Genomic DNA, 14,911 nt, shown 5'->3' with positions numbered 1-14,911 from the left:
TCGGCGTAGCAAGATGATAAATAATAGATCTGGGTTGCTGATTGTTTGCTGATATTTAGGCCTATATTTAATAATGACATCAGGTAATTCTGGCTGATGAACCCAAGTGTAGGAGAAGGCTATTCGCGGCTTAACCGGATCCATTATAATACTGGCGGTACTTTTGATATCGGGCCGCGTTGCCTATGCAGCGATGGTGGCAGATGGAACGCGTGATGCCAGCATGATAGTCACGCCAATATCGGGTAGCCGCACATCTGACCCGATTAGGGTTGCGCAATACCATTTTGAGCTGATTGAATCCTATCAAGTTAGAGTTAGCTCCTTGTCAGCACAGGGTGATGCGACGGTAATTCGTTACAGCTACCGTAAGCCGGGATATGTGCGCATGGATTTTACTGAACCCCACAATGGAGCCGCGCTGATTTATAGCCCTGACAGCGGCCAGGTCAGATTATGGCCATTCGGAATGAACATGTTACCCGTACTGAGCCTTTTGCCCACGAATACCTTGATACGCGATAAGAGTGGTCACCGTGTGGATAAATCTGATATCGGAACGTTGTTACACAACATCCGTCTCCTGCAACAAGGCGGCAATACCGTTATTCTCGGTGATGAGGTTTTCGCGCACCAGCCGGTATCGCACCTCTCAATAACTGGCCCTGCCGGTTTCACGGTGGATAAGGTACATCGCTGCGACATCTGGTTAGATAATCGATCCCACTTCCCAGTCAAAGTGATCAGTTATGGGGTGGAACAACAGCAACTGGAAACGGTCATTATGGAGGCGATGATTATCAATCTGCATTTTCCTGAGCGTTTTTTCACCCCTTGATACGGAGTTCGACGGTATGGCTGAGTACCGGTTTTCCACCACTTGGCAGGTCAAGGCACCGCTTCAGACGGTATGGGATATTCTATGCCACCCGGATATGTGGCCACATTGGTGGAAAAGTCTGGAGCAAATCATTGAGATAGAAAAAGGTGATCTACAAGGTATCGGCGCATTGCATCGTTACACTTGGAAAGGTGTACTTCCTTATCGGATAACCTTTGATATTCATGTCTTAACCATTATGCCGTTACGCTTGCTAGAGGGGCAGGCGAGTGGTGAGGTTGAAGGGATTGGGCAGTGGTCATTATTTTTCAATGGCACCGACACTATTGTTCGTTACGATTGGCACATTCGAACCAATACGCGCTGGATGAACTGCCTGGCACCAATCGCAGCCCCATTATTTCGCTGGAATCATGACAGCGTCATGCGCGAAGGTGCCAAAGGTTTAGCGCGTAAATTAGGCACACGGGTGGAGATGCGGTGATGCTAGCCATCCCTTGTGTGGCCGACGGGCATTGCCTTATACCCAAGCATTCGTATTTTCACTAATCCCGCAGGTTGGATCAGTCATCTCACCGGCAGTGAATTACCTCAACGCATTCCTTTGTACCAAAGAGAGTTCGGTGGCATAAGTGCGGTACATATTATCCGCTCACTGCAATAACAGTGGGCGTGACATTATTTTTTGCTGTTTTATCTCATCATTGCTTTTTGGGGTGACATTCCCCCCAACTACGGGCTTTGCATGTCTTGTTCGGCGTAACCGAGGAGTTCTGTAAATAGAACACGATATTCAGTAGGTACAGAAGGACGCGGAGATGTACACCCCATAAAGCTGAGTTACAAGATATGATAACGAATGAGAATTACTACGGTTAATAATTTAATCTACATGGTTATTTTTGTTAACCATGTAGATGATTAATGTTAGTAATTATTGATTTTCGCAATAAACAAAATATTTTTTACTTTAAAATCGTTAATTATTTGTAAAGATAATTTTTGAATAAATTTATGTTTTCGATTATTCGATGCGATATATCGAATAGTCGTACTTTTTAAGATATTCTCATTTGCAAGGGTGGGAAAAATCCTACAATCCTGTTTTGTATTGTTTTTTTTATTTGTTAAATATTAGATGTATTAAATATCCCGCATAATCTAATTTTATATATAATTATTTCTTGTATGAATATTCCTACAGATTCGGAAATAAATCCTACAAACAACTCTACTATTCTTTTATTTATATTCATGGGTTCTAATTATTTAACAATGCATTTATAACTTTACGTTTTGGGCTGGATTGACAATATTCTAAATGCTGAAATAATAGCCACACTAAATCATACTTTACTGATTCAGGGTATTAATCCTAATTGATGTCATTAGTCATTACCTTATTTTAAAGTACGGGGAAATAAATATGAGAATTAAAACTAGCAATGCATTAATCGCGGCTATCGCCAGCGTATTTATTGCACAATCAGCATTCGCTGTTGATGGAACTATTACCATCAACGGTCAAATCACTGATACGACTTGTAGTATCGCTGTCAACAACGGCACTAACGATGGGACGGTTACCTTACCAACTGTTTCTGCAAATGCCCTGAGTAGTATTGGCTCGGTTGCGGGTACCACACCTTTCAATATCGTGTTGTCTGGCTGTGCTGGGTCGACACTGAATAACGCTTATGCCTACTTTGAACCAGGCCCTACTGTTGAGACCAGCACTGGCCGGTTGAACAACAGTAGTGGAACAGCGACGGGCGCTCAGGTTCGTTTGTTAGACAAAGTCAGCACGCCAATCGTGGTCGGCGGTACTAGCCAGGGCGGTGTGGTAGAAGATGTTTCCGGTGGTGGTGCGACATTGGGTTATTACGCACAATATTATGCTAATAGCGCTGTTACGGCGGGTGTTGTTGCAACACAAGTCAACTATACGATTGTTTACGATTAATCAAAACGTTTGATATAGCGTGGCTGATGGCGATGCGTTGTTTATAGCGAATGTTATCTGTTACCCCATGGGAGCTTAATGCTCCCTGTTTCATTCGCTCTATAATGGGAAGTTCTATGCGTAAAACATGTTTTATAGCTTTTTCTTTTGTCACATTACTGGTTGCTGCCACGGTTGCCCGCGCTGAAGTGATGATCACGGGTACGCGCGTTATATACGATGAGAAGCAACGTGAAGGCGTGGTTAAGGTTTCCAATACCGGTAATATGCCCGTTCTGCTGCAAGCCTGGATTGATAACGGTGATGCGAACGCGCGGCCTGATACTATCAAGGTGCCTTTTAGTGTTACGCCACCGGTGGTGCGTTTAGATCCTAAAAGAGATCAGACTATCCGTTTGTTCCGAACTGGCAGTGGTTTAGCGGCTGATCGTGAAACACTTTTTTGGTTTAACTTGTTAGAAATCCCGCCTAAACCTACTAAAAAAGCCGTGGGAGATGATAACAAATTGCAATTGGCTTTCCGTACCAGAATTAAAATGTTTTATCGCCCGGCAGAATTAGCCATGCCAATAGAACAGGCTATTATGAACGTGACCTTTTTTAAAAAGGGTAATCAACTGGTTATAAAAAATGCGTCACCCTATTATATTACTTTTAGAACACTGGAATTACGTGCATCAAAAGATAGCCCGATTGTGGCAAGTTTGAGCAAAATAAATAATAAGATGATTGCACCTTTTGCTGAGCTTAGCTTACCGGTTAATGCTAACGGCCCAATAAATAATACCACACAAGTTTTTTATTCTGTTATCAATGATCAAGGTGGCGAGACACCGGGTACTCAGAAGTTAGTGCAATAAAAACATAAATATAATTAATCAGTGTTTCTCTGTATCCACAGGGGGCACTTTTATTAAATGGCCTCGATATAATGCTTAATTATTACATGTATTATCAAAAACACGAGCGCCCGAAATATTTCCCGGTATTCTTCTCCCTGGTTATTTCTAGCTTGGGTGGCATGCTATTTAGTTTACCTGCCTGGGCTGAAGATTCTGAACATGTTGAGTTCAGTGACTCTTTCCTGCGATTTTCTGTTGATGCCAGCCGCTACAGTGATGGCAATCCTGTTGCTCCAGGTGAGCATAGCATTGATATCTATTTGAATGAACAGTGGATTGGGCGTCAGACTATGCGCTTTGAATTGCCGTCGCCAGAATCTAAAGTGGCCCTTCCGTGTTTTGATTTAAAGCTGTTTGATGAATTAGGGATTGATACTACTAAGGTTACGCCTGATGTACTGAAAAAACTCGCAAGTGCGGGTGTTTGCTCATCATTGAGCACTCTTCTTGACGGTGGCAATGCCATTTTTGATGAGAATATCCAACGGTTGGATATTCAGGTTCCACAAGCCTTTTTAATCCGTCAGGCGCGTGGCTATGTTAATCCTAAATATTGGGATGATGGCGTGACGGCGGCAACGTTGAAATATGACTACACCGGTTATCGCAGTAATCAGCGTGATGCCAGCAGCCAGACTTATCAATATCTCGGGTTGTTAGGCGGATTCAACTGGCAAAGTTGGCGTTTATATTATCGTAGTGCATTGAATCGCAGTGACAGTCAGGGGTTTGATTATCAAAATCTGGCCACCTACGCTGAGCGTGCGGTGCCATCTTTATACAGCAAAATGACGGTGGGTGATTCCAATACTGATGGTCAAGTATTCGACAGTATTAGCTATCGTGGTATTGCATTAAGTTCGGATGACCGCATGTTCGCTGATTCTCAGCGTGGTTATGCGCCAGTAGTGCGTGGCATTGCTCGTACTAACGCCCGCGTCGTTGTTCGCCAACAGGGCCAATCTATTTATGAAACTACGGTAACACCGGGGCCTTTTATCATCGACGATCTCTACCCTACAGGGCAGGGCGGTAATCTGATTGTCACTATTACCGAAGCTGATGGTAGCGAGCAGTCGTTTACCGTGCCATTTACATCGATTGCCGAGCTATTGCGGCCGGGAACCACTCGTTATTCCTTGATGGCCGGTGAATATCGCGACAATTCAATGGTGGAAAAACCGGCTCTCTTTATGGGGACGTTTCGCCATGGCTTATCCAATTTAATGACGGGTAACGGTGGAGTGGTTGCGGCCGAAGGGTATCTATCTGCTTCTGCCGGGCTGGCATTCAATACCCCGGTCGGGGCGGTGGCCTTTAATCTGACACAAGCGCAAACCAGGTTGCCCGGTGAAAATGACCAAAGCGGTCAGAGTATGGGGATAACCTATGCGAACTCATTGCCGGAAACGAATACCAGCCTGACCATCGCCAGTTACCATTATTCCAGCGACGGTTTTTACACGCCGTCAGAAGCGATGCGTATGCGTGACTATTTGCAACATGGCGAAGTTAATAACACTATTTTCAATTCAAGCCTGCCAAGTGATGGCACCCGCTACGATGACAGTTTTAAATATCGTCGCCGCAATCAGGCACAAATCAGTATTACCCAAGGTTTGCCCGAAGGTTATGGCTCGTTTTATGCCAATGCCAATGCGCAGGATTATTGGGGCGGGCAGCGCCGCGATATGAATTTCCAGTTCGGCTATAATAATAGCTATAAGTCACTGAGTTATAACGTGGCCCTTAATCGGCTGCGCAATATGTCCAGTGAGAACTGGGATAATCAACTGAGTATCTCTTTCTCCATCCCATTGGGGAGCAAACGGGGTTCACCACGTTTGAGTACCAGTTACACCAATACTCGTGATAGCAGTTCAGTTCAAACCGGGGTTTCAGGCTCTGCTGGCGACGATAATCAATTTAACTATGGTGTTTCGGCGGCAAGTAACCGCACTGATGTGAACGGCAATTACAACACCGTTGGCATGAGCGGTAGTTGGTTGGCTCCTAAAGCGACGCTTGGCGGCAGTTATTCTAAAAGTAAGGATTACGAGCAGGCCAGTGCCAGTGTGTCTGGTGGCCTCGTCGCATACCGTGGTGGCGTGGTTTTTGCCTCCTATTTGGGCGATACCGTAGGGATAGTGGAAGCACCCGATGCTGCGGGTGCCCGTGTCGCCAACTATTCGGGGATGCGTCTCGATGGCAGTGGCCGTGCAGTTGTGCCTTACTTAAGTCCTTACCGGCAGAATGATGTAGAACTGGATCCCAAAGGGTTATCGTCTGATGTGGAATTTAAAACCACCAGTCAGCGGGTTGCTCCTACTGCCGGTGCGGTGGCACTGGTGAAGTTTGAAACCTCCAGCGGTTATTCGATGTTATTGACCGGACATCGGGCGGATAACACGCCGTTACCGTTTGGTGCCGAGGTGAAAGATGCCAAGGGTACCAGCGTGGGCTATATCGCTCAGGGTGGGCAAGCCATGGTGCGGGTGAACCAGCAAGACGGGCATCTGCGCGTGATCTGGGGGGAAGGGGTTGGTGAGAGTTGCGGCTTTGATTATAAATTGCCCAGTAGCGCATTGGTTCAGGGTGAATTCCGGCAGTTAGAGGTGATATGCAAATGAGTTCTTATCGAAATATAGCGCAATATTACATCGATAGACTGTGTGGTGCCGTCAGGGATTCGACAGGGCGCGGGTACCGTCAACTCAAACAGTTTTTGCTGTGGTCACTGGTGATGAGTGGTTTAGCGATTAGCCATCATGCTAATGCGTTGGGCTATGCCATGGATTGTGACTATAGCGGGACTTACTATATTTATGGCCCGACAACCACATTGCGGGTTCCACCCAATACTGCGGTTGGCTCGCCGATTGGCTCATGGATAAGCTTCCCTGCAGGGGGCTGGGTGTGCCATATATTACCCGACTCAATGAGTGACAGTATTAAGGCTGGGGTAGGACTGTACGCGCCGTACAGTATTGATCGAACCATCAACATTGATGGTAATAGCCACAGTGTATTTTCCTATACTGGTAAAGCGGGCTTAGGGTATGCACTGCGTTTTCGCGTGACTGGCGCAGGTTTTAGCAGCGACTGGAAGCCGATGAATGGCTTTAGCGCGGCAAATATGGTTTATTCTTCACCGCTGTTAGGCCCCATTCCTTACAACAATGGGGCTAATTTTAACTTGAACGTAGAGCTACAAATCAAGTTTGTTAAAATTGCCACGACATTAACCAGTGGATGGGCTGCCGCTTTTGACCCTGCTTATGCCTATGATTACCGTACCTATAACAATGGCACCAGTAGTTATGTTGAAACAACCCGCTACCGATTATTTGATTTTGCGCCAAATTCCCTGAATATCCAATTAATGACACAAACCTGTACCACCCCGAATGTTATCGTCAATTTACCCGATGTCGCTACCAACAAATTTACCGGGATTGGCGATATCAAAGGGTTAAAATTGTTTAATCTCAACTTTAATAATTGCCCCGGTGGGTTGGCGGGCATTAATTATACGTTTGGTGCGACAACCAATGTGCTGAATGTGGCAAATGGGGTGGTAGCGCTGGATAGTGGATCCACCGCCAGAGGCGTGGGGTTAGTTTTGCGTAGCCAGACAAATACACCGATCGTGTTGAATACCGAATACACGTTGAGCGGCTATAATTCAGCTAGCACGCAGAGCTACACCGTGCCCATGAACGCAGGGCTTTATCAAACGGCAAGTACCGTGCAAAGTGGTTCCGTCAAAGGCGCATTTACTTTTACGTTGATTTATAAATGAAAACGTTATCTTACAGGCTCATGCCGTATATCCACAGGTTCACGCATCGGTATAACGTATATGCGGCGATGGCCCTTGCCACATTCTTGCTCAGTACCACTGCGCAGGCGGGTATTGCTATTGGTCTGACCCGGGTGGTGGTTACTGGGGGTGATAAATCAGGTAGCGTGCAGATCCTCAATAAGGGCAACCACCCCGCATTATTGCAACTGTGGGTTGATAATAATATTACTGAAATGGATAAATCCATTGAGCAGATAAAGGTGCCGTTTGTCGTTGAGACTCCGATTTTTCGTCTTGATCCTCAAACCAATAAATCTGTTCGTATTTACTATACCGGTACTGCCAGTCAACTGCCGCCGGATCGCGAATCGATGTTTTGGTTGAATGTATTAGAAGTGCCCCCGAAAAGCGCCTCGTCGCAGGCTGCCAACAATCAGGCTGCCAACAATGAAGTACAAATTGCCTTCCGCTCACGCATCAAACTGTTTTATCGCCCGGCGGGTATTCCAGCCAGTTCAGAGGGTGTGCTTAACCAACTCTCTTTCGGATGGATCCCCCAGGGGAGTGGAGGGATCTTTCGTGTAACCAATCCGACGCCATTTAATGTGACCTTCCAGACTCTGGAGATTGCGCAAAGTAAAAGTGCCACGAGAACCACGGTTAAGTTGGGGAATGACGATATGGTCGCACCGAAAAGTAGCACTGATGGCGTGCTGGTTGGTAACCAAGTCCCTGCAAAGAATATGACGGTATTCTTCTCAATTATCGATGATTTTGGCTCAACAATTGAAGGCCAACAGTCATTACAATAGCTAAGCTGGTTGTAGCATGCGGTTTGCCCTCACGGCGGTATTTGCTTATCGATACCGCGCCGCTGTTATTTCATTTATGGCCGGAACGTTGGTATGAATACAACAGTGAGCAATATCGTTTCCGCTTAGGGTTACGTTACACCTTCTGATAGATGATAAGATTGCAGTCACAAAAAAGACGGCACAGTGATGCGCCGTCTTACTCTATCAATACCCGTAATACTTCAAGCTGCATGTGTGTTGGCTGCGCTCACTACTCGGCCCATCTGTGGGCCTCACCACGTTGAGGCCGCTGTAACTTGAATTATTTAGGGTATATTCTGACAACTGAAAAGGTTAGCGGTCTTTCTTCTTACCAAAAATCTTCAGTAAAGCGCCAACAGCACAACCAATAACCACACCCAATATGACCCATTCAGTAAATGACATAATCAGACCTTTTGATTTGTTTGGCCTGATTATATAAATTATTGCTCACTTGTCCATGTCAGGCCACTTCTGTCCTTATAGCTTTGCCAGCATCTCACGGGTGACTAATACAATGCCGCTCTCTGAACGATAGAAACGGCGGGCATCTTCATCTGCATTCTCGCCAATCACCATTCCCTCGGGGATAGTACTTGCACGATCAACTACACAACGGTGCAGACGACAAGAGCGGCCGACATTGACATCAGGTAGCAATACGCAAGAGTCAATATTACAGAAGGAGTTGACCCGTACCCGAGAAAATAGCACGGAGTTGACTACCACTGAGCCGGAAATAAAACAGCCGCCAGAAACGAGTGTGTTCATGGTCATTCCGTGACTGCCTGAGCGGTCCTGAACAAATTTCGCTGGGGGTAAAGGTTCGGCATAGGTACGTATTGGCCAATGGGCGTCATACATATCCAGCTCTGGCGTGATAGCCGCTTGATCGAGGTTGGCCTGCCAATAGGCATCCAATGTGCCTACATCGCGCCAATAGTCAGGCGCATCGGGTGACGTAGAGACACAAGACAGTGAGAACGGATGCGCCCAGACATGGCCTTGTTCAGTGATTTTCGGCAGAATATCTTTGCCAAAATCATGACTACTGTGTTCATCAGCATGATCGCTCTCGAGTAACTTGAACAGGAACTCAGCGTTGAACACATAAATTCCCATACTGGCAAGGCTGCGATCGGGGTGACCGGGTAATGTCGGTGGATCTTCCGGTTTCTCCCAAAACATTTTCACTTGTAGATCTTCAGACACTTCCATTACACCGAAGGCCTTTGCTTCCTCTTTCGGGACTTCAATACACGCCACGGTACAGGCTGCTCCGCTTTCCACGTGATCCAACAGCATGCGTGAATAGTCCATTTTATATATATGGTCCCCCGCGAGGATCACCACATATTCAGAACGATAGCGGCGGATAATATCCAGATTCTGGAAGACGGCATCAGCGGTACCGGTATACCAGTGTTCCTGTCCTTGGCGCTGTTGTGCCGGTAACAAATCAACAAACTCATTCATCTCTTCGCTGAGAAATGACCAGCCATGCTGGATATGCTGCACCAAAGTATGTGATTGATACTGTGTTATCACGCCAATTCGACGAATACCCGAGTTGAGGCAGTTAGAGAGCGCGAAGTCGATAATGCGGTATTTCCCGCCAAAGTGAACTGCGGGTTTCGCCCGAACGGACGTAAGATCTTTAAGGCGTGAACCACGACCTCCTGCAAGAATCAGTGCTACGGCTTTGTTTGGCAGTTGTCTTGCCGACATGACTCTGTCGATATCGCCTGTTTTCCGCATGTCAGACTCCTTATGATTTGTATGTATAGCTACCGGATTACGGGCTATATTCTCCAATCCTAATGCGCCAAATGCTTTTATGCGCTAAATGCTTTTCGGACAATGGCCGGAATGATAAAACGGGTTTTTACCCTACCTCCTTTCAATATAAATATCGCTAATGACATCATCGGCTAATTACCGTTCTAACACTGAGAACCGAATCAAGTTTAGCGCCAATTGACATGTTTTTTTGCTCAATAGCACCAATTACCACTCCTATTGTTTATTGTTTTCACACATTGTGAGGTCAGCGATCGTCGACCATACTCGTTGAGGTAAAAATATTCGTAGTTTTAATAAGGATATAAAATTATGACAATAACAGTAGATAGTCTGCGATTATCCGCACTGACCTTGATACTCAGTAGTTATGCGATTAGTGCCGCGCCGGTTGCCATACAACCCACGGGCTATACATTGGAGCGAGTGGTTATTTTGAGCCGCCATGGTGTTCGCTCGCCAACCAAACAAACACAGTTAATGAATGATGTTACCCCTGACAAGTGGCCGCAATGGCCGGTCGCCGCAGGATACTTAACCCCCCGAGGTGCACAATTAGTGACATTGATGGGCGGATTCTATGGTGATTACTACCGTAGCCAAGGGTTACTCGCAGCAGGGTGCCCAACTGACGCGGTTATTTATGCGCAGGCCGATGTTGATCAACGAACGCGTTTAACGGGACAGGCATTCCTTGATGGAATAGCACCGGGGTGTGGACTGAAAGTACATTATCAGGCTGATTTAAAAAAAGTGGATCCGCTGTTTCACCCCGTCGACGCGGGGGTGTGTAAGTTAGATTCGACACAAACCCATAAGGCTGTTGAAGAGCGACTTGGTGCGCCATTAAGTGAACTGAGCAAACGCTATGCTAAGCCCTTTGCCCAGATGGGTGAGATTCTGAATTTTGCGGCATCTCCTTACTGTAAATCACTGCAACAGCAAGGAAAAGTATGTGATTTTGCCAACTTTGTAGCGAATAAGATCACGGTGAACAAGCCGGGGACAAAAGTTTCGCTCAGTGGACCATTGGCGCTATCATCAACCTTAGGTGAGATCTTTTTGCTACAAAATTCGCAAGCGATGCCTGATGTTGCCTGGCATCGGTTAACGGGAGAAGATAATTGGATCTCGTTATTATCGTTGCACAATGCGCAATTTGATTTAATGGCAAAAACACCTTATATCGCTCGTCATAAGGGCACACCGTTGCTGCAACAGATCGAGACTGCCCTTGTCCTTCAGCGTGATGCTCAGGGGCAAACATTGCCATTATCACCCCAAACCAAAATTCTGTTCCTAGGGGGACATGATACAAACATCGCCAATATTGCTGGAATGTTGGGGGCTAACTGGCAATTACCACAGCAGCCCGATAATACCCCTCCTGGGGGCGGATTGGTCTTCGAACTATGGCAAAACCCAGATAATCATCAACGTTATATCGCGGTGAAAATGTTCTATCAAACAATGGGCCAGTTACGAAATGCTGAGAAACTAGACCTGAAAAACAATCCGGCTGGTAGGGTCCCTGTTGCAATAGACGGTTGTGAAAATAGTGGTGATGACAAACTTTGTCAGCTTGATACCTTCCAAAAGAAAGTGGCTCAGGCGATTGAACCTGCTTGCCATATTTAAATAGCGCTTGTCCGGTTGGCAGTGATTAATGTCAGCCGGATATATTACTGGAGTTAATCGTAATACGTGTTAATTAGGATTTCACTCCCAGTTGTTATGGTTTTTATGGTTTTTATGGTTTTTATGGTTATTATAGTCGAGCCATCAAATACCGTAATTATATAGATGGTAAGGCCGGGGTAACCGTTTTAATATAGGCTTCCCCGGCGTATTAGTAGCCACTGCTAATACAGAATTATCTCATTTCTCGGCAAGCAAACTGCATGTTTAAATCTATTGGTTATATACACGCAGCACTATTAGCCTAGTCGGACTAAATCGAAAGGCACGTAACGCTCACCTGTATGCTGCAATTCAACCACTCTTTCCCGTTCGGCCTGCACTGGGGATAGCCCGTCGGCATGGATCGCTTTTGCTACGTCAATTTCCCCAGTTTGTGCGACCATGACACGTTTGCCTGGGATGATTTGGTTTCTGTTTCTATCATAGACCTTAACCATATTAACCTCCAATCGCCATCTGATCAGATTCCATGATTATAGGATGCGGTAATAATCTATATAATAAAACCGACATCTAAGATATATGCCTATAATTAGCGAAAACAGAGCAATAATATACCCTGTATCGATTGCGTACGATGAGGTGATTTTATTTACCTCAAGTCAACGTATGGTGGAGTTGGCTTACATAACGTGGGAGATTATATTTATTTTTTATCGAGGATCAAGCTTCAGAATGATTTTTTTGCTAATTCACTTGCGATATAACCAGTGAGGTTTGGTCAGCAGGCATTTAATATATAGCCCGCCATCTTGGCGGGTTAGCAACATGAATTATATTAGCGACTTGTGCATCAATGATTCCAGTATTTTTAGCGGGGATTGCTCTGGGTATTTCATGCCAGTAACAGGTAGCAGGAACGTTTGTTCTAACATATATTGCCCGCCCATTGCGGCGTGTGGGGTTTGATCTGAAAAACAGATCCAACTGCTACCTGATGGGAAGTCAATGGCTTGTTGCAGGCCATTTTTTTGATAATCCAAATCGGACTTCATCTTGTCGTGTAGCTGAAGCATCAGATAGTCGTAATGGCTACGGCGGCGTTTAGTGATACCTACTTTATTTTGCAGCCAACTACTGATAGGCGAATAGCGACCCAGTTGTGATAAATAGCGGCTGGCCAGTTGGGTAAAATCTTCACCTACACGCCATGACCGAGGTTCGCCGTGAGGGTTGATATTGGTGAATATACGGATGATACGTTCACCATAATTAGGGCGCGAAGGGAAAGCATCAATATGGAGGCGGCTATCGTCTTTACGCCACGATGTATTATCGCGCCAGGCAGTAACTGGGTGTAAACGTAAGCTGTTAGTTGGGTTGCGCAGGGCAGATTTATATTCTGGCAGTAATTGAGTAACTAAACTTAGGCAACTTTGGTAGTAGCGTTCAAGTAACTGACGGGTTAAGGCAACTTTGCTCTCATCAGTGACTCCGGTTAACGTGCCTTCCAGCGGCTTGAAACTGATATTTTTACGCTTAACATCAACTAAAGCAGGGTTCAGCAGTTGTTTTTCCTGCTCGCTTAGTTCAAAAGCCAGATGAGGTAAAAATAGCACTTTACCTTGTTCCAGAGCCTCAACAGCGCTGGCTCCTTCTGTTTCACACTGATCCCAATGGCTATTGGGGAGCGTTAGAATCAATGACTCTGACGCTTGACTTAGGGTTCCACTGCTCATCAACTATCCGTTTCTTGATATCTATCTAATGGTAGAAAGCATAACTCTTTATTATAAATAAAGTGAGTCTGGAGGCACAGATTTTAGATTTTTTCTCCCTGGGAGGGTTGCATTAATGGGGGTAGTCGCCGCATAACAGGGGATGATTTTACGATTGAGGTATGAATGTCGGCGTGCTCAGCCCAGCGGTCAGTGATGGTATCTAATTGCTCCAACGACTGAATGAATAGACGGCTAATGAAGCAATCGTCGCCGGTTATTTTGTCACATTCAACACATTCAGGTGTTTCCTGAATCATCTGTGCAACCCGGTGCAACATTCCCGTCTGTGGCTTTATACGAACAATGGCCTGCAAATTATAGCCGAAAGCTCTCTGGTCTAAGTCGAGAGTGTAGCTGCGGATGATCTGGCGCTCTTCAAGACGCCGCAGACGTTCGGATGTACTTGGAGACGATAGGTTTACTTGTTGTGACAGATCTTTTAGAGATATCCGAGAGTTTTCCGCTAAAATAGCTATCAGTTGCTCGTCAATTTTATCCATGTCTATCAGCCTCTTTTTATTAGGTATATTACGCTTATTATAGGCAATATTTTAATATATTAACTATATCTGCCTAACAAAACCAATGTACGTGATAGATAAAAAGGCTAATTAGATATTACGATTGAAAGCCCCTGGCGGGGCAACAGTGTTCTAAATACTGGCGTTTACTGCCCGATAACTGACGAACTGGCTAACGATGATATGACGTTTGACTCATTGAATTGTGCGGACTTTTTTTGTAAATAGGCCAAATCATAGACATCATAAAAATCTATTTCGCCTTTATTATTAATAATATGTTTAAAGCGAAGTTTAAAGTCATCACTGATATTTTTGTTATTCAATATTTCATCAATCGCTTGTGCCGATAACGCACGACTAAAGAACCATTCACCGTTGTAGCAAACGCGTAAGTCAAGGATGCCAATATCTTCAAACTTAAATACGGGCTTGATTTCCATCATTAGCACAGCGGACATTAGCGCAAAGAAAGCAGTAAATGCAATCATATATCCAGTGCCAAAATAGGGTGTTAAGTACATCAAAACTAAGACTAAAAAATATGACACCAGCATTGCCAGGCAAAGATAGGGATGTTTGTAGACAAAATCGCTGTTAAACTTTAACCGACCATCTCGTTTTTCTTTTTGATTTATTCTTGCGATGTCGTCAATTAATATTTTTTTAATTATGTCCATAATTATGACCTTGTGATTAATAACTCATAAAAACTAAACCATAATGGTTCGTTCTAGATTAGCACGGAAGGTTAAATCTAAAGTATATCAGTTGAATAAATTACTTGGTTAAACTGTTATAGGTCGATAAGGGCTAACAGC

The 14,911-nt window shown here is 45.1% G+C and carries 13 protein-coding genes; 8 read left to right on the top strand and 5 right to left on the bottom strand.

From position 1 onward, the window contains the following. The first annotated feature begins 163 nt into the window (after positions 1-163). From EL015_RS12885 to EL015_RS12855, 7 genes are all read left to right on the top strand, one after another. Positions 164-838: a LolA-like protein gene (locus EL015_RS12885; protein WP_230830710.1), complete on the top strand. Its 675-nt coding sequence runs from the start codon at positions 164-166 to the stop codon at positions 836-838. A gap of 16 nt (positions 839-854) precedes the next feature. Continuing rightward, the gene (locus tag EL015_RS12880; RefSeq protein ID WP_005185616.1) at positions 855-1,325 is read left to right on the top strand and encodes an SRPBCC family protein; all 471 of its coding nucleotides are present in this window, start codon (positions 855-857) and stop codon (positions 1,323-1,325) included. 942 nt (positions 1,326-2,267) lie between these two features. Further along, positions 2,268-2,804, top strand: coding sequence for a fimbrial protein (locus EL015_RS12875; RefSeq protein ID WP_005185623.1), 537 nt, complete (start codon positions 2,268-2,270; stop codon positions 2,802-2,804). Between the two features lie 116 nt (positions 2,805-2,920). Beyond that, positions 2,921-3,664, top strand: coding sequence for a fimbrial biogenesis chaperone (locus EL015_RS12870; RefSeq protein ID WP_005185627.1), 744 nt, complete (start codon positions 2,921-2,923; stop codon positions 3,662-3,664). A 71-nt stretch (positions 3,665-3,735) separates the two neighbouring features. Continuing rightward, the gene (locus EL015_RS12865) at positions 3,736-6,336 is read left to right on the top strand and encodes a fimbria/pilus outer membrane usher protein (RefSeq protein ID WP_032906464.1); all 2,601 of its coding nucleotides are present in this window, start codon (positions 3,736-3,738) and stop codon (positions 6,334-6,336) included. Then, the gene (locus tag EL015_RS12860) at positions 6,333-7,508 is read left to right on the top strand and encodes a fimbrial protein (RefSeq protein ID WP_158505890.1); all 1,176 of its coding nucleotides are present in this window, start codon (positions 6,333-6,335) and stop codon (positions 7,506-7,508) included. The genes EL015_RS12865 and EL015_RS12860 overlap by 4 nt, the downstream gene beginning before the upstream one ends. Beyond that, positions 7,505-8,323 (top strand): fimbrial biogenesis chaperone, encoded by an 819-nt coding sequence (locus EL015_RS12855; protein ID WP_032906468.1) that lies wholly within the window; start codon positions 7,505-7,507, stop codon positions 8,321-8,323. Before EL015_RS12860 ends, EL015_RS12855 begins: the two co-directional genes overlap by 4 nt. A gap of 504 nt (positions 8,324-8,827) precedes the next feature. On the opposite strand, the gene glgC is transcribed toward EL015_RS12855, so the two are convergent. Beyond that, positions 8,828-10,105, bottom strand: a complete 1,278-nt coding sequence (gene glgC, locus EL015_RS12850) for a glucose-1-phosphate adenylyltransferase (protein WP_005192479.1) — start codon at positions 10,103-10,105, stop codon at positions 8,828-8,830. 354 nt (positions 10,106-10,459) lie between these two features. Between glgC and EL015_RS12845 the strand changes: the two genes are divergently transcribed. Beyond that, on the top strand, positions 10,460-11,785 hold the full coding sequence (locus EL015_RS12845; protein WP_005192481.1) for an AppA family phytase/histidine-type acid phosphatase: 1,326 nt from the start codon (positions 10,460-10,462) through the stop codon (positions 11,783-11,785). A 299-nt stretch (positions 11,786-12,084) separates the two neighbouring features. Here the strand turns inward: EL015_RS12845 and ydfZ are convergent, their stop codons facing one another. The 4 genes from ydfZ to EL015_RS12825 form a co-directional block, all read right to left on the bottom strand. Next, the gene (ydfZ, locus tag EL015_RS12840; RefSeq protein WP_032907920.1) at positions 12,085-12,285 is read right to left on the bottom strand and encodes a putative selenium delivery protein YdfZ; all 201 of its coding nucleotides are present in this window, start codon (positions 12,283-12,285) and stop codon (positions 12,085-12,087) included. 336 nt (positions 12,286-12,621) lie between these two features. Next, positions 12,622-13,527, bottom strand: coding sequence for a Kdo hydroxylase KdoO (locus tag EL015_RS12835; RefSeq protein WP_005192483.1), 906 nt, complete (start codon positions 13,525-13,527; stop codon positions 12,622-12,624). Between the two features lie 83 nt (positions 13,528-13,610). Next, entirely contained in the window at positions 13,611-14,069 is a 459-nt protein-coding gene (locus EL015_RS12830; RefSeq protein ID WP_032907921.1) for an Lrp/AsnC family transcriptional regulator, read from the bottom strand. Positions 14,070-14,236: 167 nt separating this feature from the next. Further along, positions 14,237-14,770 carry a YlaC family protein gene (locus tag EL015_RS12825; protein WP_005192485.1) on the bottom strand — a complete coding sequence of 178 codons (534 nt, stop codon included), beginning with the start codon at positions 14,768-14,770 and terminating at the stop codon, positions 14,237-14,239. Positions 14,771-14,911: the final 141 nt, after the last annotated feature.

The sequence above is a fragment of the Yersinia intermedia genome (genome assembly GCF_900635455.1).
In the GTDB taxonomy this organism is placed as follows: domain Bacteria; phylum Pseudomonadota; class Gammaproteobacteria; order Enterobacterales; family Enterobacteriaceae; genus Yersinia; species Yersinia intermedia.
This window is presented reverse-complemented; position numbering and strand designations above follow the sequence as displayed.

Bases quoted from the DNA above. Each gene is read 5' to 3' on its own strand.
- EL015_RS12830 (WP_032907921.1), bottom strand. From the start codon at position 14,069: ATGGATAAAATTGACGAGCAACTGATAGCTATTTTAGCGGAAAACTCT.
- EL015_RS12855 (WP_032906468.1), top strand. From the start codon at position 7,505: ATGAAAACGTTATCTTACAGGCTCATGCCGTATATCCACAGGTTCACG.
- EL015_RS12875 (WP_005185623.1), top strand. From the start codon at position 2,268: ATGAGAATTAAAACTAGCAATGCATTAATCGCGGCTATCGCCAGCGTA.
- EL015_RS12880 (WP_005185616.1), top strand. From the start codon at position 855: ATGGCTGAGTACCGGTTTTCCACCACTTGGCAGGTCAAGGCACCGCTT.
- EL015_RS12825 (WP_005192485.1), bottom strand. From the start codon at position 14,770: ATGGACATAATTAAAAAAATATTAATTGACGACATCGCAAGAATAAAT.
- EL015_RS12860 (WP_158505890.1), top strand. From the start codon at position 6,333: ATGAGTTCTTATCGAAATATAGCGCAATATTACATCGATAGACTGTGT.
- ydfZ (WP_032907920.1), bottom strand. From the start codon at position 12,285: ATGGTTAAGGTCTATGATAGAAACAGAAACCAAATCATCCCAGGCAAA.
- EL015_RS12845 (WP_005192481.1), top strand. From the start codon at position 10,460: ATGACAATAACAGTAGATAGTCTGCGATTATCCGCACTGACCTTGATA.
- glgC (WP_005192479.1), bottom strand. From the start codon at position 10,105: ATGCGGAAAACAGGCGATATCGACAGAGTCATGTCGGCAAGACAACTG.
- EL015_RS12870 (WP_005185627.1), top strand. From the start codon at position 2,921: ATGCGTAAAACATGTTTTATAGCTTTTTCTTTTGTCACATTACTGGTT.
- EL015_RS12835 (WP_005192483.1), bottom strand. From the start codon at position 13,527: ATGAGCAGTGGAACCCTAAGTCAAGCGTCAGAGTCATTGATTCTAACG.
- EL015_RS12865 (WP_032906464.1), top strand. From the start codon at position 3,736: ATGCTTAATTATTACATGTATTATCAAAAACACGAGCGCCCGAAATAT.